At 71.2% G+C, this 18,535-nt stretch carries 18 protein-coding genes; 10 read left to right on the forward strand and 8 right to left on the reverse strand.

The features are described 5' to 3' along the window. The first annotated feature begins 173 nt into the window (after window positions 1–173). On the forward strand, window positions 174–974 hold the full coding sequence (locus OG870_RS24190) for an RICIN domain-containing protein (protein ID WP_327691414.1): 801 nt from the start codon (window positions 174–176) through the stop codon (window positions 972–974). Beyond that, entirely contained in the window at window positions 941–2,005 is a 1,065-nt protein-coding gene (locus OG870_RS24195; RefSeq protein WP_327691415.1) for a hypothetical protein, read from the forward strand. The genes OG870_RS24190 and OG870_RS24195 overlap by 34 nt, the downstream gene beginning before the upstream one ends. A gap of 190 nt (window positions 2,006–2,195) precedes the next feature. On the opposite strand, the gene OG870_RS24200 is transcribed toward OG870_RS24195, so the two are convergent. Continuing rightward, window positions 2,196–3,389, reverse strand: coding sequence for a cytochrome P450 family protein (locus tag OG870_RS24200; protein ID WP_443063466.1), 1,194 nt, complete (start codon window positions 3,387–3,389; stop codon window positions 2,196–2,198). A gap of 26 nt (window positions 3,390–3,415) precedes the next feature. Next, window positions 3,416–4,267 carry a patatin-like phospholipase family protein gene (locus tag OG870_RS24205; protein ID WP_327691418.1) on the reverse strand — a complete coding sequence of 284 codons (852 nt, stop codon included), beginning with the start codon at window positions 4,265–4,267 and terminating at the stop codon, window positions 3,416–3,418. Between the two features lie 194 nt (window positions 4,268–4,461). On the opposite strand from OG870_RS24205, the gene OG870_RS24210 reads away from it, so the two are divergent. Then, window positions 4,462–5,157 (forward strand): TetR/AcrR family transcriptional regulator, encoded by a 696-nt coding sequence (locus OG870_RS24210; RefSeq protein ID WP_266582960.1) that lies wholly within the window; start codon window positions 4,462–4,464, stop codon window positions 5,155–5,157. A 64-nt stretch (window positions 5,158–5,221) separates the two neighbouring features. Next, entirely contained in the window at window positions 5,222–5,935 is a 714-nt protein-coding gene (locus OG870_RS24215; protein WP_266518172.1) for a DUF4328 domain-containing protein, read from the forward strand. Between the two features lie 28 nt (window positions 5,936–5,963). Here the strand turns inward: OG870_RS24215 and OG870_RS24220 are convergent, their stop codons facing one another. The 3 genes from OG870_RS24220 to OG870_RS24230 form a co-directional block, all read right to left on the reverse strand. Further along, entirely contained in the window at window positions 5,964–6,902 is a 939-nt protein-coding gene (locus OG870_RS24220; protein ID WP_327691419.1) for an SCO2400 family protein, read from the reverse strand. A 200-nt stretch (window positions 6,903–7,102) separates the two neighbouring features. After that, window positions 7,103–8,143 (reverse strand): chitinase, encoded by a 1,041-nt coding sequence (locus OG870_RS24225; RefSeq protein ID WP_327691420.1) that lies wholly within the window; start codon window positions 8,141–8,143, stop codon window positions 7,103–7,105. Window positions 8,144–8,582: 439 nt separating this feature from the next. Further along, the gene (locus OG870_RS24230) at window positions 8,583–8,804 is read right to left on the reverse strand and encodes a hypothetical protein (protein WP_266518180.1); all 222 of its coding nucleotides are present in this window, start codon (window positions 8,802–8,804) and stop codon (window positions 8,583–8,585) included. Between the two features lie 245 nt (window positions 8,805–9,049). On the opposite strand from OG870_RS24230, the gene OG870_RS24235 reads away from it, so the two are divergent. The 3 genes from OG870_RS24235 (at window position 9,050) to OG870_RS24245 (ending at window position 11,094) form a co-directional block, all read left to right on the forward strand. Beyond that, entirely contained in the window at window positions 9,050–10,186 is a 1,137-nt protein-coding gene (locus tag OG870_RS24235; protein ID WP_406349027.1) for a sugar ABC transporter substrate-binding protein, read from the forward strand. Window positions 10,187–10,214: 28 nt separating this feature from the next. Then, entirely contained in the window at window positions 10,215–10,589 is a 375-nt protein-coding gene (locus tag OG870_RS24240) for a DUF952 domain-containing protein (protein ID WP_266518183.1), read from the forward strand. Between the two features lie 115 nt (window positions 10,590–10,704). Beyond that, on the forward strand, window positions 10,705–11,094 hold the full coding sequence (locus OG870_RS24245) for a VOC family protein (RefSeq protein ID WP_266518186.1): 390 nt from the start codon (window positions 10,705–10,707) through the stop codon (window positions 11,092–11,094). Window positions 11,095–11,193: 99 nt separating this feature from the next. On the opposite strand, the gene narJ is transcribed toward OG870_RS24245, so the two are convergent. After that, window positions 11,194–11,709 (reverse strand): nitrate reductase molybdenum cofactor assembly chaperone, encoded by a 516-nt coding sequence (gene narJ, locus OG870_RS24250; protein WP_266582954.1) that lies wholly within the window; start codon window positions 11,707–11,709, stop codon window positions 11,194–11,196. A gap of 520 nt (window positions 11,710–12,229) precedes the next feature. Here narJ and OG870_RS48235 point away from each other — a divergent pair. From OG870_RS48235 to OG870_RS24270, 3 genes are all read left to right on the forward strand, one after another. Then, window positions 12,230–12,490, forward strand: coding sequence for a hypothetical protein (locus tag OG870_RS48235; protein ID WP_443063438.1), 261 nt, complete (start codon window positions 12,230–12,232; stop codon window positions 12,488–12,490). Between the two features lie 113 nt (window positions 12,491–12,603). Next, window positions 12,604–15,675, forward strand: a complete 3,072-nt coding sequence (locus tag OG870_RS24265) for a golvesin C-terminal-like domain-containing protein (RefSeq protein WP_327691421.1) — start codon at window positions 12,604–12,606, stop codon at window positions 15,673–15,675. A gap of 142 nt (window positions 15,676–15,817) precedes the next feature. Beyond that, a complete protein-coding gene (locus OG870_RS24270; RefSeq protein WP_405624628.1) occupies window positions 15,818–16,672 on the forward strand; it encodes an inositol monophosphatase family protein in 855 nt (284 codons plus the stop codon). Here OG870_RS24270 and OG870_RS24275 read toward each other — a convergent pair. Then, a complete protein-coding gene (locus OG870_RS24275) occupies window positions 16,662–16,832 on the reverse strand; it encodes a hypothetical protein (RefSeq protein ID WP_327691423.1) in 171 nt (56 codons plus the stop codon). The genes OG870_RS24270 and OG870_RS24275 overlap by 11 nt on opposite strands. Window positions 16,833–16,920: 88 nt before the next feature. Then, the gene (locus OG870_RS24280; RefSeq protein WP_327691425.1) at window positions 16,921–18,534 is read right to left on the reverse strand and encodes an NADase-type glycan-binding domain-containing protein; all 1,614 of its coding nucleotides are present in this window, start codon (window positions 18,532–18,534) and stop codon (window positions 16,921–16,923) included. Between the last annotated feature and the right edge of the window lies 1 nt (window position 18,535).

An 18,535-nucleotide genomic window follows, 5' to 3' on the forward strand; every position in this document is an offset into this window, starting at 1 on the left:
CGCTGCGTTTCGCCGCGGCCGCCGCCCCCGCCCGACGACGTGATCGCCGGCCGGCGCGCGGTGCCCGAAAAAATCTTTGCGGTCCGGGGCAACCCTTCCGGGGGGCGGTGACCACTGGGTCGTGTCCGGACAGGCGGTCTGGTCAGAGACAACGGCTGAAAGAGAGCATCGACATGTTCCCTCGCCCATCCACGTCGCCGGAGGCGTCGCCCGGCGGCCGCGCCCGCCGTGGTCGCGCGTGGTTCCGCTCGGCCGTTCCGGGGCGGCGGCAGACGCATCGTGGCCGTCGGCTGCACCAGCGTCGGAGTTTCTGGGCGGCCGTCGGCCTGGCGGTCGTGGGCGGCTCCGTGGTCGTGGTCAACACGGCCTCAGCGGCACCCGTGGACACGAAGGCCTGGTACGTGCTGGTCAACCGCAACAGCGGCGAGGTGCTGGACAGCCTCGGCTACGCCGCGAACGACGGTGCTTCGCTGGTGCAGTGGAGCCGTAACGGCGGGACCAATCAGCAGTGGAAGTTCATCGACTCGGGTGACGGGAACTACCGGCTGCAGAACCGGAACTCCGGCAAGGTGCTGGACGACTACAAGTGGTCGAAGACCGCCGGCTCCAAGCTGGTGCAGTGGCGCGACGTGAACGGCGCCAACCAGCAGTTCCACATGAAGAACTCGTCGGACGGCTACGTGCGTCTGATCAACAACTTCAGTGGCATGGCCGTCGAGGTCAAGAGCGGCTCCAAGGCCAAGGGGGGCCAGATCGTCCAGTCTCCCGACCGGGGTGGCGCCAACCAGCAGTGGAAGCTCGTCCCGGCCGGCAGCGTCAGCGGCACCGGGAACGCGGGGAGCTCCGGCAGCAGCGCCAAGCCCACCATGCCTGCCACGCCGAGCGGCACCCGCCCGGCGTCGCCGACGCCGTCACCGGCGGCAGCTCGACGAAGCTTTTCTTGGGCAGTGACAAGGTTCTCGTCGGCGGCATGATGGAGGACTCCTCGGCGAACGCCGCGCCGTTCGACATGCGGTACGCCTACGTGCACAGCCAGCCCGCGCCCTCGTCGGACTACTACTCGGCATCGCGCTGCAAGGCCGAGTGGTCGAGCTGGTGGGGCTGCTGGACCGGCGACACCACGGCGCCCGGCTACTACGTGACCTGGAACGACGACCACGTGACCAAGGCGACGTACCAGGGCAAGCCGCGCCCGCAGAAGTTCTTCTGGACCTGGTACTCGCTGCGCGACCTCGGAGATCTGGCAGGCGAGGGCGACGGTCCGGGCGAGGTCAAGGCCATCAACAGGGCCGACCTGCTCACCCGCTACATGAACGACTACCGCTTCTTCCTCCAGAAGATCGGCAACTCGCAGGACTCGATCGACATCGAGCCCGACTTCTGGGGCTACGTCCGTTCGCTCGGCAATCCGCACAAGGTCGCCGCGCAGGTCAGGGCCGCGAATCCGACGGACTGCGGATCGCAGGAGGACAGCGCCGTCGGCCTGGCCCAGTGCCTGATAACGATGGTGCACAAGTACGCGCCGAACACGGGCGCCGGGTTCCACCTCACCTGCTGGGACTGGCAGAGCAACATGCAGGGATGCGTCAACGACTACACGGACCTCGGGGCGAAGAACGCCGACTTCCTGGTCGCCGATGTGGTGGACCGCGACGCGGCCTGGTACGCGAAGCCGGAGAACGGCGGCCGTGACACCTTCTGGAACGACCAGAAGGCCGCTGCCGCACTGGGTTGGTACAAGACGATGGCCGAGTCGGTGGGCAAGCCGGTGGTCCTGTGGCAGATCCCCCTGGGCAACATGGCGCAGAACAACACCCGCAACCACTACAAGGACGACAAGGTCGACTGGCTCCTCTCGCACATGGACCAGGTGGCGAACGCGCACGTCGCCGCCCTCCTGTTCGGCGCGGGGCAGCAGGAACAGACCTCGGTCGAGTCCGACGGCGGAAACCTGATCAACAAGACGATCGCGTACCGCAACTCGGGCGGCACGCCGCTCAAGTAGCCACACACAGCCGGTCGGCCCACCCTTCGACGGGGCCGCGTTCATCCCCCGTCGTCCCGCCGAGCACTTCTCGGCCGGTGCCGACCGGCTGCCGCCGCCCGCGGACGCCGAAAATCTCAGATCATGGCGCGAAAGCGGGAATCGGGCGCACAAAAAGCAAGCCCCAGGCCCCAGGCCCCAAGCCCCAGGCCTACAGGGAATCCAACCAGCGCAACGTGACCGGCAGTTCCGTCAACCCCCGCAGCAGCGTGCCGGTCCGCCAGGTCAGCTGCGTCGGCTCGATGGCGAAGGCCATTGCGGGGCGCTGCCGTACGAGCATGCGTACGGCGATCGCTGCCTCCGCGCGGGCCAGTGGGGCGCCCAGGCAGTGGTGCAGGCCGTGGCCGAAGCCCAGGTGGCCCTGCGGGCGGCGGGTGAGGTCGAAGCGGTCGGGGTCCGGGAAGTGGTGCGGGTCGCGGGAGGCCGCCGCGAGGGAGACCTGGACCGCGTCACCGGCGGCGATCCGCGTGCCCGCGAGGTCCAGGGGCTCGGCGGCGAAGCGGAACGTCGCGGAGTGAACGGGGGAGTTGTAGCGGAGCGACTCCTCGACGACGGCCGGTACAAGGCTCAAGTCGGCCTGCAGCAAGGCAAGTTGGGCCGGGTCGGCGAGCAGTGCGTGCACCGTGGCCGAGATCAGGTTGACCGTGGTCTCGTAGCCCGCGACCAGGAGCAGGAAGGCCATGCCGAGGAGTTCCTCGGCGGTGAGACCGGACGCGTCGGATGCGAGGTCGCTCATCAGGGTGCCGTCAGGGGCCGAGGCCTTCCGGGCGGTCAGTTCGGTGAGGTAGCCGGCCAGGTCGGTGGCCGCGGCGGTCGCCGCCCCGGGCGAGGTGGGCAGGACCAGCTCGTTCGACCAGAGGTGGAAGTCGGGGCGGTCCGCCGCCGGAACGCCCAGCAGGTCGCAGATCACCGTGACGGGCAGTGGCAGCGCGTACCCGCTCACCAGGTCGGCGGTCCCCTGCCGGGGCAGCGCGGCGAGCAACTCGGCCGTGGCCGCCTCGATCCCCGGCCGCAGGGCGGCGATCCGGCCCGGTGTGAAGTGGTCCGCCACCAGCCGGCGCAGACGGGTGTGGTCGGGCGGGTCGCTCTGGAGCATGTTGCGGCCGAGGGCGTAGCCGCCGTCCGTCCGCCAGGACGAGGAGTGCCGGATGTCGTTGCGCAGCCGCGGATCGGTGAGCGCGGCCCTGGCCGCGTCCCGCGTCACGACCAGCCAGCACTCCCCGCTGTCGGGGACGAGGACGCGGTGCACGGGGCCCTTGGCGCGCAGGGCCGCGTAGACGGGATACGGGTCGGTCGCCAGGTCATGGCCCTCGGGGGCCAGTTCCTGAAGTGTGGGTGCCTGCACGGGTCGCCTTTCGGTCCGGGGAGGGATCAGCTGTGCCATACCTCCGCCACCTCGGCCGCGGCCGCCGTGGCCTGGGCGAATCCGGCACGCGCGGCGGCGGGCACGCGGGCGTTCGCGGTCAGGTCGCGGCCCATGGCGCGGCGGGCGGTGCGGTCGGGCCACAGGAGGGACACGGCAGCCCCCTCGGCGGTCAGCGCGGCGGCCTGCTGCTGCGCGCTCGGATGCGGACCGACGGCACTCGGGATCGGTGCGACGGCCAGCACCCGCCGGTATCCGCGGGCCAGTTGGAGGTTGGCGGTGGAGCGGCTGCCGCCGTCGATCCAGCGGCGGCCGTCGAGCGCGACGGGCGGCCAGACAAGGGGTACGGCACAGCTGGCTGCCACCGCGTCGACGAGTCCCACCTTCGCGTCCGCGTCGAACGCCGCCACCTCGCCGGTCACGGCATCGACGGCCGCGATCCGCAGAGCCGGCGCGGGCCAGTCCGTCGCCCCGCGGAGCAGCTTTCGTACGGCGTCGTACGTCTCGGACGCGGGTGCGGTGCGCGCGGCGAGGGCGGCCCGGCCGAGACGCCGTACGGAGCGCTCCGGATCGCGGGAGCCGAGGGCCGCCCACAGGAAGCGGAGCGCCTGGGCCGTGGTGACGTTGAGGTCGACGAGGTCGTCGCCGGTGAGCTGGCGTTCGTACAGCTCACGCGGCGCCTGGCCGCACGCCAGCCGGGAGCCGAAGATCGCGCCCCCCGAGGTGCCGATCACCACGTCGGCGCGCCCGAGGTCGACGCCGGCGTCCGCGAGGCCGGCGAGGACCCCCGTCAGCCATGCGCCGCCGACCGGACCTCCGCCGCCGAGTACGAGTGCGGTTCCGCTGCTGTTTCCACTCACGCCAGGCCCTCCCGGGCGATTGGACGAAGGACAAAGGAAGGGGGAAGAGGGATGAAGGATGAAAGGACGAAGTCCGGGGGTGGTCCCTCCCCTGTGGGGACCACCCGTCATGAAGTGGGGAGTGGTCCCCACTTCATGTTCCGACGATAACATCAGTACCGGGGATCGCTCCCCACTTCTTCCGGAGGGTGACGATGACCGTCGGCGCAGGCGATGCAACGGCCCCGCAGCGGCGCGACGCGCGGCGCAACCGGGAGCTTCTGGTGGAGGCGGCCCACGAGGTGTTCACCGAGCTGGGGCTGCAGGCCCCGCTGGACGTGATCGCCCGCCGGGCGGGTGTCGGAAACGCGACGCTCTACCGGCACTTCCCCACCCGTGCCGCCCTCATCGACGCCGTCTTCCGCGGCCAGCTCGGCGAGACGGTCGCCGCGGGCGAGCTGGCCAGGGCCGCCCCCGATGCCTGGACCGGCCTCGACACCTACCTCCGGGCCGTCTTCCGCACACTGGCCGCCGACCGTGGCACCAACGACCTCATGACCACCCACGTCCAGGGCATCGAGGCGCTGGACGACGTGCACGCGCACAACCGGGAGACGATGGAACTGCTGCTGGAGCGCGGGCGCGAGGAGGGCACGATCCGCGCGGACGTCACCACGGAGGACGTTCTGTTCGCCCTCGCCGCTCTGGGCCGAGCCGTCCCGGCCCTGATCGCCGCGACTGCGTCGACCGCGCCGGACGCCTGGTGCCGTCCCCTCGCCCTGTTCCTGGACAGCCTGCGCCCGGCGCCGGCCGTTCTGCCGGGTCCCGCCCTCACCGCGGCCCAACTCGGTGACGTGCTGAGGGAACTGGGACCGCACCGCGCACCTGTACGGAGCGTAAGAGAGGATTGAAGAGCCCCGCAGTCCGGGCATGCCGAGCTGGCGTCGGCGGCTCGCCGTGGGCGAAGATGCCCCGGTGAACGATCACATAACCCCCCGCCCGCCCGACCAGACCCCCGATCCCGTCCTGCGCGGCGTTCGCGGTTCGGCCCGTCTGGCCGTCGTCTTTCTCGCTCTTGCCGGTGCCGCCTGGGCGGTGCGGGCCGTCTGGGAGATTCGGCTGGCCGTGACAGGTGAGCCGGCCTCCGGACCGCCGGACCAGGGGGGCGGCCAGCACCGGCCGCTGACCTCGCTGGAGGACTCGTTCCACCTGGTCAACACGGCGGGCGGAATCACGGCACTGCTCTGCGCGATCGTGTTCCTGCTGTGGCTGGACAACGTACGGGACAACGCACGCACCCTGTCCGGGCAGCAGCCGCGGCACTCGGGTTTCTGGCTCTACGCGGGCTGGTTGATCCCCGTCCTCAACCTGTGGATCCCGCGCGGCATCGTGGCGGACGTCCATCAGGACAGCGCACCGGGCGAGCGGCTGCCGCGTTCCCTGAACGTGTGGTGGGCCCTGTGGCTGATCGGGCTGATCAGCGGGGTGGGTCTCCTGTACGGCGACGAAGTGGACGAGCTGATCGCCCGCGCCTACACGGACCTGTGGATGCTGCTCGCCTCCGACGCCGCTGTCGTCGGCGCGGCCGTGGCCGGCATCTTCGTCGTCCGCGCCGTCACCGCCGTACAACAGCGGTACATCGACGGTGACAGGCGGTACGGCGACCCACCGGCTCACGCCAACGTGTAGGCGAATACGCCCTGTTGACCCCTGTCGGTCAGCTCAGGCAGAGCAGGCCGAGCACGCAGATCCCCGAGGGCGACGTCGCCGCGGGGGTCGTGCTCTGCTGCGAGGAGCCCGACTGGGAAGAGCCCGACTGCGACGAACCCGAGGACGAGTTCGAGGACGAGTTGGAGGACGAGGACGAGCCCGACTGGGACGAGCCCGACGTCGTGTCGCTGTTGGACGGGGACGAGGGCGACTGGTTCGCCGTCGACGCACCGCTGCCGGTGGACGTCGTGCCGGAGCCCGCCGAGGGGGTGCTCGCCGTCTGCGGCTGCGAGGCCGTCGAAGGCTTCGAGTGCCGGGCGGGGGCGGTGTAAGGCTCCGTCTTGTCCGAAGCGGTGTGGGGCGCACTGGCCCCGGAACGCTGGGCCGGGGTGCCGGTCGCGGGGGACTGGGCGTCGCCGGCCGAGGGCTTGCGGTGCTTGCCCGTGCCCGGGCCGGTCGACGGAACCTCGGCGGACGTGTCCGCCGTGTCGTTCTCGGAGCCCATGCTCGACAGGTCCGTGGCCGCCGTCGCCCGGCTGCCGTGGCCGGAGCCACCGTCCATCGAGGCGACGGTCAGGCCGCCACCGACGAGCGCGACAGCGGTCGCGACCACGGCCCGCCGCTGACTCTTCTTCCAGCGGGCCCGCTGCCGACGCCGGGCGGCCCGCCCCGCGGTGACAGGTACGGCGGCTGCCGCATCCTCGACTCCCCCGGCCCGTCCGGCACTCGCGAGGTCGTCGAAGGCGCCGACGGGGGCGACCGGATCGACTGGGGCGAACGGGTCGAAGGAGCCATACGGGTGCGGTTCGGGCCGGATCGGCGTCGCGGAGGCCGGGATGCCGTGGCCGTGTTCGGTCACCGGTGCGATGTCCGGGGCGTAGGCACCACAACCGGGGCACACCAGGGCGCCGTTGAGGTGCCGGCGGCACGAGGAGCAGTAGTCCACGCTGTGTTCCTGACCCTTCGCACGGGAGATCGAGCAGCTCGCAACGCTAACGGCGTCTTCGAAAGACTGTGTGGGCTCTGTGTGGTGCTCCTGCACGGATTCTCTGCACATGGCGTGTCCGGCGCGTGCCTGGCGTGTGAACTCCCAGCTCAGCGACCGACTTCCAGGCGATGTGCGGGTCCGTGGCGTTGGTCACCCCGCTAGCGCCGCGTGAACGGTGCGAACGTGTGGCTGAACTGCCAGGTGTCCTGGGCGATCCCGGAGCAGGAGTTGGAGCCCGCGGTGCCCACGCAGTCGCCGTTGTCGCGCTGGAGTGCCCAGAAGGAGAGGGTGTTGATGCCCTTGGCGACGGCCCACTTCTCGACCTTGACCGCGTCCTGGGTGGTGAACGTCTCCTCGGGGCCGAAGTCGTCGATGCCGGGCATCTCGGTGACACCGATCATCTGCCACAGCTGCGCCGGGCTCTTCTTCGGGTGGAGAGCGCCGAGTTGGCCGTGCAGGCCGGCGGCGGCCGTCTCCGTGTCGGCGGCCATGTCGTGGGTGGCGCCGTCCCAGTAGTCGAACGTCATGATGTTGACGACGTCCACGCGGGCGCCGTTGTCGACGGCGTTCTGCAGCAGGGCGACACCGTTGGGCGCCAGCCCGGTCGTGCTCGTGGGCAGTGTGTACGAGAACTGCACGTGCCGCCCGGTGCACTCGGCCCACTTCTGCACCTTGGCGATGGCCTTGTTGCGGCGGTCGATCCCGGCGGAGTTGTTGATGGAGTCGGCCTCGACGTCGAGATCGATGCGCGTGATCCCGTACGTCGTCACGAGGCTCTCGTACACCTTGGCGATGGCGTCGACGCTGGTGCAGCTGTCGGCGAGTTCGGTGCCAGTGGTGTCGGCGCTGTAGCCGCCGAAGGAGGGGATGACGTTGCCGCCGCGGGCCTGGATCGCCGAGATGTCCTTGCCGAAGGACGACCTGGAGATCGGCTGGGTGGTGTCGCCGTTCCAGTACGCCGTGCACGAACCGGGTGCGTCCGTCTGCAGAAAGGCCATGGTGAGGTACTTGTTGCCGGACGCGGCGGCGAGCGCGGCCGGGCTCTGTCCGGTCCAGGCCTCGAAGTACGGCGCCGAGACCCGAGCGGGCATGGCCCCCGGCCGGTACGGGGACGGACCCGCACCCGCGGCGAGGGCTCCTCCCTCACTGAGCGCGACCAGCCCGGCGGCCAGACCGGTGACGGTGACACAGGACAACAACGCACGAAGCACACGACGAGAACGAGGTCGTCTCACTGACGCTCCCAAGGACGTGGAAGGGAGGGGGGTGGGGGCGAACGACGACCATCTTTGGACTAGACCAATTAACTGTCAAGGTTCTTTACGATTCCTGACCGGTTCTTGGCCAGGTTCTTGGGCAGGTTCTCGGATCGTGGGGGCGCGAGCCGCCGGAGCATTCGTGCGGCGGGCATGGGCGCGGACATGGGTGCGGGCACGTGCGCGGGCACGTGCGCGGGTACGTGCGCGGGTACGCGAAAAGGACGCTCGGCTCCCGTGTGGAGCTGAGCGCCTCGGGCCCGGGCCGAAGGCATGCCTGATACAGGCTCCTGTGGGTCATCGAACGGGAAGATCTCGTCTTCCCCGACGTTCGACGCCCGACGTCCGAAGTCCGGAGCCTGGAGGGCGTGCGCCGGCGGACCTACAGCTTGGTCATCTTGGTGTACGGGCTCAGGATCCGCATTTGCGACGAGCCGAAATCGACGAGGGCCGCGATTCCGTCCTCGATGCCGATCACTCGACCGAGGCCATACATGTCATGCGTGACCTGGTCGCCCACGGCGAAGTGCTTGGGCGCCGGGGTGGCCTTGGCCTTGAAGGGGCTGGTAGGCAAATGGCGCTTGGGTGCAGGAGGCTTTGTCATCACCTCCAGTATGCGCCTATGGGCGTCCCCTTCGCTGCGGCCGTCCAGATCCGCTGTCCGGCGGACCTCACCGGCCCGCCCGTCGCGGTGGCCGGAGGACGACTGGGCCTCAATGTCGCCGGATGGGGAGATTCCGTAGCGACTCAGCGGTACGACAACTGGATGTCTTGACGTGGTCTCCACGGCCCCGTTGGCTTCTCCTTCGCCCGTGGCCCGCTCCCCCCATGCCCGGAAGGCACCTGTAAGTGAACGTTCACACCCCCAGCAGATCCGGCGCGCGTCGCTACGCCATACCCCTCTGCGCCTCCGCCTCGGCTCTCCTCCTGTCCGCGTGCGGTGTCATCGACGGCGTCGGTGGGAGCAGCAGCTCCGCGACTCCGAAGAAGGGCGACGACATCACGGTGGGGCTGCTGCTGCCCGACACGGACACGGCGCGCTTCGAGAAGTTCGACTACCCCCTCATCAAGCAGCGGGTCGCCGCCCTCACCCACGACAAGGGCAAGGTCCGCTACGCCAACGCCGGTGCGAGCGTGGCCACCCAGGGCAAGCAGTTCGCGCAGATGATCGCGGCCAAGGTGGATGTCGTCCTGGTGGACGCGGTGGACGCCAAGGCCATCGCGCCGGCCGTCCAGAAGGCCAAGGACGCGGGCATCCCGGTCATCGCCTACGACCGGCTCGCCGAGGGGCCGATCGACGCGTACATCTCCCACGACAACGAGCTCGTCGGCGAGGTGCAGGGCCGCGCCATCGTCGAGGCGCTCGGCAGCAAGGCCGCCACCAGCAAGATCGTCATGATGAACGGCGATCCCGGCGACCCGAACACCGCCCGCTTCAAGGAGGGCGCGCTCAGCGAGTTGAAGGGCCGGGTCGTCATCGCCAAGTCGTACGACACCGAGAAGTGGCTGCCGTCGGCCGCCAAGGCGAACCTCAGCAAGGCCGTCAAGTCCATCGGGCTCGACAACATCGCCGCCGTCTACTCGGCGAACGACGGCATGGCGGGCGCCATCATCGACGCCCTGAAGGATGACGGCGTCACCAAGATGCCGCCGGTCACCGGGCAGGACGCCAACCTGGACGCGGTGCAGCGGATCGTCGCGGGCCGGCAGCAGATGACCGTGTACAAGTCGTTCCTGCTGGAGGCGACCAACGCGGCGGAGATGGCGGTGACCAAGGTGAGGGGCCAGGCGATCGAGTTCGACGCGCTGGCCGAGGACTCCGTCGACAGCCCCACCCAGAAGGACATCCCGTCGATGCTGGTCCCGGTGGTCGCCCTCACGAAGGACAACATCAAGTCCACCGTGATCAAGGACGGCGTCTACACCGTCAAGGACATCTGCACCGCCCAGTACGCGGCGGACTGCGCGGCGATCGGTCTGAAGTAGCGCGGCTTCCCTCCGGTATAACCGGGCCATGATCTATCACGTCGTGCCGAGCGCCGAGTGGACCGCGAGCCCGGGCCGGCCGTACGCCCCCGCCTCCCTCGCGGACGACGGCTTCGTCCATTGCTCCCCCGACGAGGAGACCACGCTCACCGTCGTCAACTCCTTCTACGGCGATGCTCCCCGGCCGCTGCTCGCGTTGCTCATCGACGAGGCACGGCTCACCGCGGAGTGCCTGTGGGAGGAGGCGGCTCCCCTGCCCCCGCCGGGAGTTGCCGAGGGCACCCGTTTCCCGCATGTGTACGGGCCCCTCGACCGCGAGGCCGTGGAGCGGGTCCTGGTGGTCCGGTGGGACGAGGACGGCCGGGCCGCGGGGCTGGAGGAGGCAGGGGAGGGCGGCGCCTGAGGGCCGGGCTCCGCGCCGCGGCGACCACCCGGGCGGGGCGTCCTGACCAGCGTCGCCGTGCGAACGGACTTACCCTGCTGAAGGGGGTACCGCCGCACACCCTGCGAGGCGTGTCATGGTCACGGTCCGCTACATCGTCGACGACGTCGATGCCGCCCTCGTCTTCTACTGCCGGCACCTCGGATTCCGTGAGGTGATGCACCCCGCGCCGGCGTTCGCCATGGTCGTCCGGGACGATCTGCGGCTCGCGCTGAGCCGGCCCGGGGGCGGGCCTGGCGGCGGGCAGGCCATGCCGGACGGCACGCTGCCGCGGCCCGGCGGCTGGAACCGGATCTCGCTCCAGGTGGCCCACCTCGACGCCGAGGTCCACCGGCTGCGGCAGGCCGGTGTGCGGTTCCGCAACGAGCCGGTCACCGGCGTCGGCGGCAGGCAGGTGATCGTCGACGATCCGTCCGGAAATCCCGTCGAGCTGTTCGAGCCGGCCCTCCCCGGGGCGCGTGAGTGAGCGGGCCGTGGGCCCGGGTGGCGGCGTGAAGGTGTGGGGCGGGTGGCGGCGGGACTCGTGGAGTCGGCCGGAGTCATGGCGCGATGCGCGGAGGTGGCGTCAGTGGCGGACTCCTTCGTCGAGGGTGGCCCGCACGGCGCGGATCACGTCGAGGTAGGGGCTGCCGTGGGCGGCGAGGCCGGTGGCGAGCAGGGTGAGGGCGGCGCGGTGCTCGTGGAGCAGGGCACGGCCGGCGTCGGGGCAGCGCGCGGCGAACTCCAGGACAGCGGGGAGGTGGTCGGGCGGTTCGTTGTCGGACTGCACCCAGCCGTGCTCCCGGTAGCGGGCCGTGAGCGCGGCGAGCGAGGCACCCCGGCGACCCAGGCCGCCGCCCGTGTACTGCGTCAGGTGCAGGGTGCGGCAGCGGGCGCGGTCGAACGTGGTGACGTACTGGGCCGCGAGGTCGAGCACGGGGACGTCCGCGGTGCGGCGGCAGAACCGCCGCAGTGGCTCCGCCGCCGGGCCGGGGAGCCCGCCGATCGACTCCAGTACGAGGGCGCGGTGGGCGGGCCAGCGCTGGTCGGGGTAGTGCAGGAGCAGGGAGGCTGCCTGGTGGACGGCTGGGTGCTGGTACATCGGGGCGGTTCGGCCTTCGGGTCGGGGAACAGCCCTCGGGGTCGGCCGCGGCCGTTCCGGTTGAGCGGGTCGGCGCGGCCGGGCGGACCGCCGCGCGGGGTGCGGTGGCGCCGCTGCTCGGCGGAGTCACCGGTGACCTCGGCCCACGCCGCCACGGGATCGCCGAGCCGTGCGCGGGCCGCGCGGTGCATCTCCGGGAGCACGCCCCGCACGTGCGGGTGGCGCACGCGGGTGGGCGAGCAGGTCTCCTGCGTCTCCCAGGTGATCATGCCGTCCTTGCTTTGGGACCAACGCTCCCGGTAGGGAGGGTCGTTGACACCCTGACGGGTGCGGAAGGCAGCCCGCGGGTCGGGAGTGGCCCGTCGGGCGCCGCACCGTCCCACCGTGCTCACTCCCTACGCAGTCGGCTTTCCGCTTCCCTCAGCGTGGGGCATCGTGACGCTGTGAAGTCGTATGACTACACATGGTTGATCTTCTCTATACGGTGCTTTTCTTGCCCTTTGCAATAGTTGCGCTCGGCATGCGTAGAGATGCGGCCACCGGGGTCGGCGTGACCCTCGGTGTCACCGCCTCCACTGCTCTGCGCATGGCTGAGCGGCTGGAGTCCCTGACCCTCGTCGACCGGCGGGTCAACCCGGGCAACCGCCGTGAGGTGGTGCTGCGGCTGCGGAGTTCTTCGACGAGTTCTGTGCCTGCCTCGCCGCTGTCTGTGATCGCCGCTGTCGCCGTCGCCCGCCGTGACTGCCATCCGTATGGATGTTTCGTGGATACCGTCCGGTAAAGCGCCTGGATTCCCGTTCCGTTCAGGGCGGACTGCTAACTTCCGCTTCGCTGGCCCCGGTTGACCGCCGGAGCCGCCCACACGCCTCCACAAATGAATCCGGACGGAACACCTTGCGCACTTCTCGTGAAACACCCGGGGGAAGGCATCGCTGGCGGGTCCCGAAGAGCCGCCGCGGCCGGATAGCCGCCGCCGGGGCGATGTCCGTGCTGGCGCTGGCGCTCCTCGCGCCGCTGGCATCGGCCGCCCTCACCGACCAGTCCTCCTCCGCCACTCCCACGCCGGCGGACCGGGTCACCGACACCTCCCGACTGCCTTCGGGCTGGCAGCAGTCCGACGATCGCATGGTCACCTACGACGGCGACGCCACCGGCCTGCACGTCCTGGTCGCCGACGCGGCGCACGCCTACACCTGGCGCACCGCGGCCACCCTGTCCGAACCCGGCATCGACACCGACCGGTGGATCGGCCAGACCTGCGTCACCGCCTCCGGCGACCGCGCCGTGGTCGTCTACGCGCCCCGCCAGGTGACCAACGATCAGCAGGGCTTCCAGGAGGGAGCCTTCGCCGCCGTGGTCGACCTCACGGACGGCAGGGTCACCAAGCTGCCGGAACTGGTGTCCATCGCCTACTTCAACCCCGGCTGCGGCGACGGCGAACAGGCCGTGCTGTCCCGGCCGCAGGGCGACGGCACCCAGCTGCTGACCGTCGACACCCGCCAGGGGAAGCTGGTCCGGCGGCAGACCGTCCCGGGGCAACTGACCTCCGCCGTGCCCTTCGGGTCCGGCATCGCGGCGGCCGCCGGCGACTCGGTGGTCTCGGTGAACGGCGGCGGGCACGTCAGCACGCTGGCCCACACCGGGGGAACGCCGTTCCGGCTCGTACCGGACGCGCACAGCGGGCTCGCCTACCAGGTCCCGGCCGCCAAGAAGACCGTGCAGGTCCGGCGGGTCACCTCCGGTGGCTCCGACCGGCTGCTCGGCTCGGGTGCGCTCGGCTCCCTCGCGGTGCGGGGCAACGGCGGTCGGGTGTTCGTGACGGGCAAGGACGCGCAGGACGACGTACGGCAGTCCGCTCTGCCGAAGAGCTGGAGGGCCCTCCAGGTACCGGCCTCGGCCGAGGTCTCCACCAACGGGCTTCTCGCCCTGACCGGAGTGGGCAACGGCACCGAGGTGGCCGGATCCGGGAAGCCGGGCGCGACCGCCACCGCCGACACGGCACAGCCCGTCGGCATCGACGCCCTACTGGCCGGATCCGGCGAGAGCCTGGGCTTCCGGGTGAAGCCCAGGGCGCCGGCGCGGTCGCAGGGGGACAAGCAGTCCCCGGCCCTGTCCTCCGGCACGGCCGGGACCAAGGCCAACGCCGAGGACGGCGGGCTGCAGACGGAGAGCATCCGTACGGAGAGCCTCGACGGCAGCGGGCTGGAAGCGGCGCAGTCCACCTCGGCCGCCACCACCACCGACGACGACCCGGCCCACACCACCACCGACCCGGACCGGGCCTGCGCCGTCACCCGCAACGACCCCGGACTCCAGGCGCTCCAGCCCTCGACCACCATGATCGAGTGGGCGGCGGACCTCGCCGTGCAGGGCAAGCTCGACGTCCGCCGGCACAAGGGCTGGAACGGCACCGACCTCGCCTCGTACACCCCGCAGAGCCTGTTCCCGTCCGTCCCGCTCAAGGGCGGCGGCCGGGTGCCCGCGCAGATCATGCTCGGCGTGCTCGCCCAGGAGTCCAACCTGGTGCAGGCCAACTCGCGTGCCTCCGCCGGGGAGAGCGGCAACTTCGTCCAGGGCGGCTACTACGGCAACGCCGGCAGCGTCCACACCGTCAACTGGGCGGCCGCCGACTGCGGTTACGGCGTGGCACAGGTGACCAGCGGTATGGCCCGCACGGACACCACGACCTACACCGCCGAGCAGCAGAAGGCGATCACCGTGGACTACGCGGCCAACATCGCCGCCGGTCTGCAGATCCTCCAGGACAAGTGGAACCAGCTGTACGACAAGGGCATGCTCGTCAACGGCGGCGACCCGCAGTACCTGGAGAACTGGTGGTTCGCGCTGTGGGCGTACAACAGCGGCTTCAACGCGCCGAGTGCTTCGGACACCGCGGCTCCCTGGGGCCTCGGCTGGTTCAACAACCCGGCCAACGGCCTCTACCCGGCCGACCGCAAGATGTTCCTGTCCTCCGGCTACGAGGACGCCCGCACCCCCAACCTGTGGACGTACCCGGAGCGGGTCCTGGGCTGGGCGGCGTACTCCCTGCAGAAGACGGACCCGGCGACCGGCACGACCGGCAAGGCCTTCACCGTCGGCACCTGGCCGACCGGCAACGCGCCGGATGCCCAGCCCGCGCACGACACCTTCTGCAAGCCCGCCTCCAACGAGTGCGACACCTCCAAGCCCCGTAAGGTCGAGGGGTCCAGCCAGCCCGAAGGACCATGCCAGCGCGACGACTTCAAGTGCTGGTGGCACGAGCCGGCGACGTGGACGGACTGCGCGACCACCTGCGGCACCGAGGTGCTGAAGTATCAGGCGGGCGAGCGGGAGCCCCAGGTCACGCCGGTCCACCCGGCATCCTGCACCTCCACCCTCCCCGCGAACGCGCTGATCGTGGACGACGTGCCGAACACGGTGAAGTTCCGCACCGGCAGCACCAACCCCTGTGCAGGCAAGCACAATTGGACCAGCCGGGGCACGCTGAAGTTCACCTTCGGGTCGGCTCAGCAGAACGGCGCGACCGTCTACCCCTCGAAGATCGACTTCCATCAGCTCGGTGCGGGCTTCGGCGGCCACTTCTGGTTCACCCACACCCGGGTGCCGAGTTTCACCGACTCGGTCGTCACCGGCACCTGGACGCCCGATCGGTCGCTCACGGGCTGGGCCCGGATCATGGTCCATCTGCCCGACCACGAGGCCAACACCGGCCAGGCGACGTACCACGTCGACCTCGGTGACGGCACGGTCGTGGACAAGACGATCTCGCAGGACACCGGCGGCAAGAACGCCTGGGTGTCGCTGGGTTCGTACCAGGTGCACGGCACCCCGAGCGTCTCGCTGAGCTCGGACACGGCCGACGGCACCGGAGACGCCTCGATCGCCTGGGACGCCCTGGCCTTCGAACCGCTGCCGGCAAAACCGTCGGACGCGGTGACGCCGTCGCCGTCGCCGTCGCCGTCGTAGTAGTCGTCGTGTAGTCGAGGGTCTGGAAGCCCCTCTTCACCTCTTCACCTCTTCGCCAGCCCCCGGACGGTCACCGTCCGGGGGCTCTGGCACGATCGCCGTGACTCGATCAGCAACGATCCTGAGGGCGTGGTGGAGAACTGTGCCGGAGCATGATGTGAACCCGGACCCGGACCCGGACCCGGACCCGGACGGCGGGGACCTGGACCTGGATCTGGACCGGGCCCTGGAGATCGCGACCGAGCTGGCGGCCTGGGCCTCGGAGGCGATCCGGCGTCCGCGCACCCCGGCCACCGCGACCGACGTACGCGAGAAGGACAGCCCCGCCGACATCGTCACCGACACGGACGAGGCGGTGGAGGCACACGTCCGGGCGACGCTCGGCCGGGCCTTCCCCGGGCACGGGATCGTGGGCGAGGAGTATGGCCGCACGGAGGGCACCCCGGGCGCCCCGCACTGGCTCATCGACCCGGTCGACGGCACGACCAACTACGCTCACGGCCTCGGCTGGTGCTCCTTCTCCCTGGGCCTGGCGGCGGCCGACGGCACGCCGCTGCTCGGCCTGGTGGCGGACCCATGGCGGGGCGAGACGTTCACCGCGGTCCGGGGCAGGGGAGCCCACCTCAACGGCACCCCCGTCCGGGCGGCCGGCCATACCACCCTCACCGGCCACGTCTTCATGACGGAATGGGCGGCCCACGCCCACTGGCCCGGCATGGACACCCTGCTCACCACCCTCGCGGACCGCCACTGCACGGTCCGCGTGATGGGCTCCACGGCCCTGTCCCTGGTCCAGGTGGCGGCAGGCCGCGCCACGGCCGCGGCGATCGGCGAGTTCCACCACGTCGACGGACTTCCCGCCCTGCTGATCGCGACAGAGGCGGGCGCGGTGGCGGTACCCGAACTGCCCGCCTACGACCAGCCGTTGCTCCTCGCGGCGCCGGGCGTGGCACGGGAGGCGACGGAGCTGTTGCGCAGGTCGCGGGTCAGCGTGTGACGGGACCGTCCTGGATGCCGCGCATGACCTCGTCCAGCACCTCGGCGACGTGGCTCGGCGCTGACTCCTCCAGCAGGTGCCGGCCGGCGTCCGTGAGGACGGCGTGGACCGCGCCCGCGCCGAGCGGGACCGCCGCGCCCAGACGACCGTGGCGCGGCAACTCGGGCCCCTGCTCGGCGCGGCGGTGAGCGACGGGCCCGAGAGGGCTCCGCAGCGCCCGATCAACTCGCTCGATCAGCCCCGCCCGATCACCCCCGCTGGAAGAACTCCACCTCCGCCAGGGCCAGATGACGGCCCGGTTTCAGGCCCGTGGGCGAACGCAGCACCAAGCGCACCGTCTTCACGTCGCTGATCCCGGTGATGATCGTCTGAGGGCCCGGCTTGTCGCTGAGGGTCAGCTCCTTGTCGTGCCGCTCGCCGTCCGCCGTCGTCACCTCCAGGTCCATCTGGAGTGCGCGCCCCTCACGGGCGTACTCCTGCGGTTCCTTGGAGGCGCCGTTGGTGATGATCAGGTCGACCATCCGGAACGGCTTGCCGAAGGTGTACTTCACCGAGGCGCCGGCCGCGGGGGTGCCCCAGTAGCGGTTCCTCAGGCCGTCGGTGGTGTTCTTCGCCGGGTGCCCGGGGATCTGGGCGCTCGCCTCGATGCCCGACGGTGTCACGGCCTTGGGGTCGGACAGCTTGTCGCGGGTGTCCTCGAACAGGGCGCGTCCGGCCGGCAGCAGCAGGAAGACGCCCGCGCACAGGGCCACCACGACGGCCAGGATCACCAGCAGCCGCACTGCACGGCCCGAACCCGCCCGCACCCGGCGGCGGAACGGCCACACGGTCCGCCACCACGGCAACGGAGCGGCCTTCGCGGTCGGCTTCAGATCGGTCGCACAGCGCCGGCAGAACCTGCGGTCCGGCGGGTTGGGCGTACCGCAGGAGGGACAGGGCCGCCCCGCCACTTCGTCCGGCACCACCGTGGGCCGTACGACAGGGCGTGGAGCCTGCGGCTTCGCGGGGCGCACGGCCACGATGGGGTCCTGCGCAGGCGCAGGCGCCGGGGCAGGTGTCGGTGTCGGCGTCTCGGGGGAGCCCGGTTGCCGGGGGCCCGGTATGTCCCGGGTGGCCGGAGCGGAGGCGGGGCGGACCGGCGGGGCGGCCGGGGGCTGCGGGGGCCGTGGCGGCGTACCGGACACGGCCGGTCCGGAGCCATCTCCCGTACGGGGTACGGCGGTTCCCGAGCCGTCGGCCGTTGCGGACACGCCGCTCGCGGAGGCGGCGGGGCGGACCGGCGGGGTGGCCGGGGGTTGCGGGGGGCGTGGCGGCGTACCGGACACGGCGGGTCCGGCCTCATCTCCCGTACGGGGTACGGCGGTTCCCGAGCCGTCGGCCGTTGCGGACACCCCGCTCGCGGATCCGGCGGGGGTGGGCGCGGGCGTCGGGGTGGAGGGAGCTTCCCGGGCTTCGTCGGTGGCGGACTGGCCGGGCGGGGTGTCCGGGCGCTCGTCGGCGCCGGAGCGTGTGTCGGGGGTCTGCCCGGTGCCCGGCCTGTCCGCCTCGCCGCGGCTGCGGCCGGTCAGCCGGCTGCGCAACGACGAGGTGCGGGCAGGCGCGGCGGATGTGGGCGCGTCGGCCGTGGACGATGCGGGCGCCGGCGCCGGGGGCTGCGAGGGTGTGCTCGGCTCCGGCTCCGGTACGGACTGCTCCGGTGTGGATGGTTCGGGTTCGGACGGCTCCTGTACCGGTCGCTCCGGGGACGTGGCCGCGGGGGTGTGCGCCTGTGGCTCTTCCGACCAGCCCAGGTACGTGCCGCAGTTGCCGCAGAAATCGTCCCCGGGGCCGTTGGACGCCCCGCACGCGGGACATGCGCGCATG

This window comes from Streptomyces sp. NBC_00461 (genome assembly GCF_036013935.1).
Taxonomy (GTDB): Bacteria; Actinomycetota; Actinomycetes; order Streptomycetales; family Streptomycetaceae; genus Streptomyces.

Excerpts from the sequence above, each read along its gene's own strand:
- OG870_RS24190 (WP_327691414.1), top strand. The coding sequence starts at position 174 with ATGTTCCCTCGCCCATCCACGTCGCCGGAGGCGTCGCCCGGCGGCCGC.
- OG870_RS24210 (WP_266582960.1), top strand. The coding sequence starts at position 4,462 with ATGACCGTCGGCGCAGGCGATGCAACGGCCCCGCAGCGGCGCGACGCG.
- OG870_RS24230 (WP_266518180.1), bottom strand. The coding sequence starts at position 8,804 with ATGACAAAGCCTCCTGCACCCAAGCGCCATTTGCCTACCAGCCCCTTC.
- OG870_RS24240 (WP_266518183.1), top strand. The coding sequence starts at position 10,215 with ATGATCTATCACGTCGTGCCGAGCGCCGAGTGGACCGCGAGCCCGGGC.
- OG870_RS24245 (WP_266518186.1), top strand. The coding sequence starts at position 10,705 with ATGGTCACGGTCCGCTACATCGTCGACGACGTCGATGCCGCCCTCGTC.
- narJ (WP_266582954.1), bottom strand. The coding sequence starts at position 11,709 with ATGTACCAGCACCCAGCCGTCCACCAGGCAGCCTCCCTGCTCCTGCAC.
- OG870_RS48235 (WP_443063438.1), top strand. The coding sequence starts at position 12,230 with ATGCGTAGAGATGCGGCCACCGGGGTCGGCGTGACCCTCGGTGTCACC.
- OG870_RS24280 (WP_327691425.1), bottom strand. The coding sequence starts at position 18,534 with ATGCGCGCATGTCCCGCGTGCGGGGCGTCCAACGGCCCCGGGGACGAT.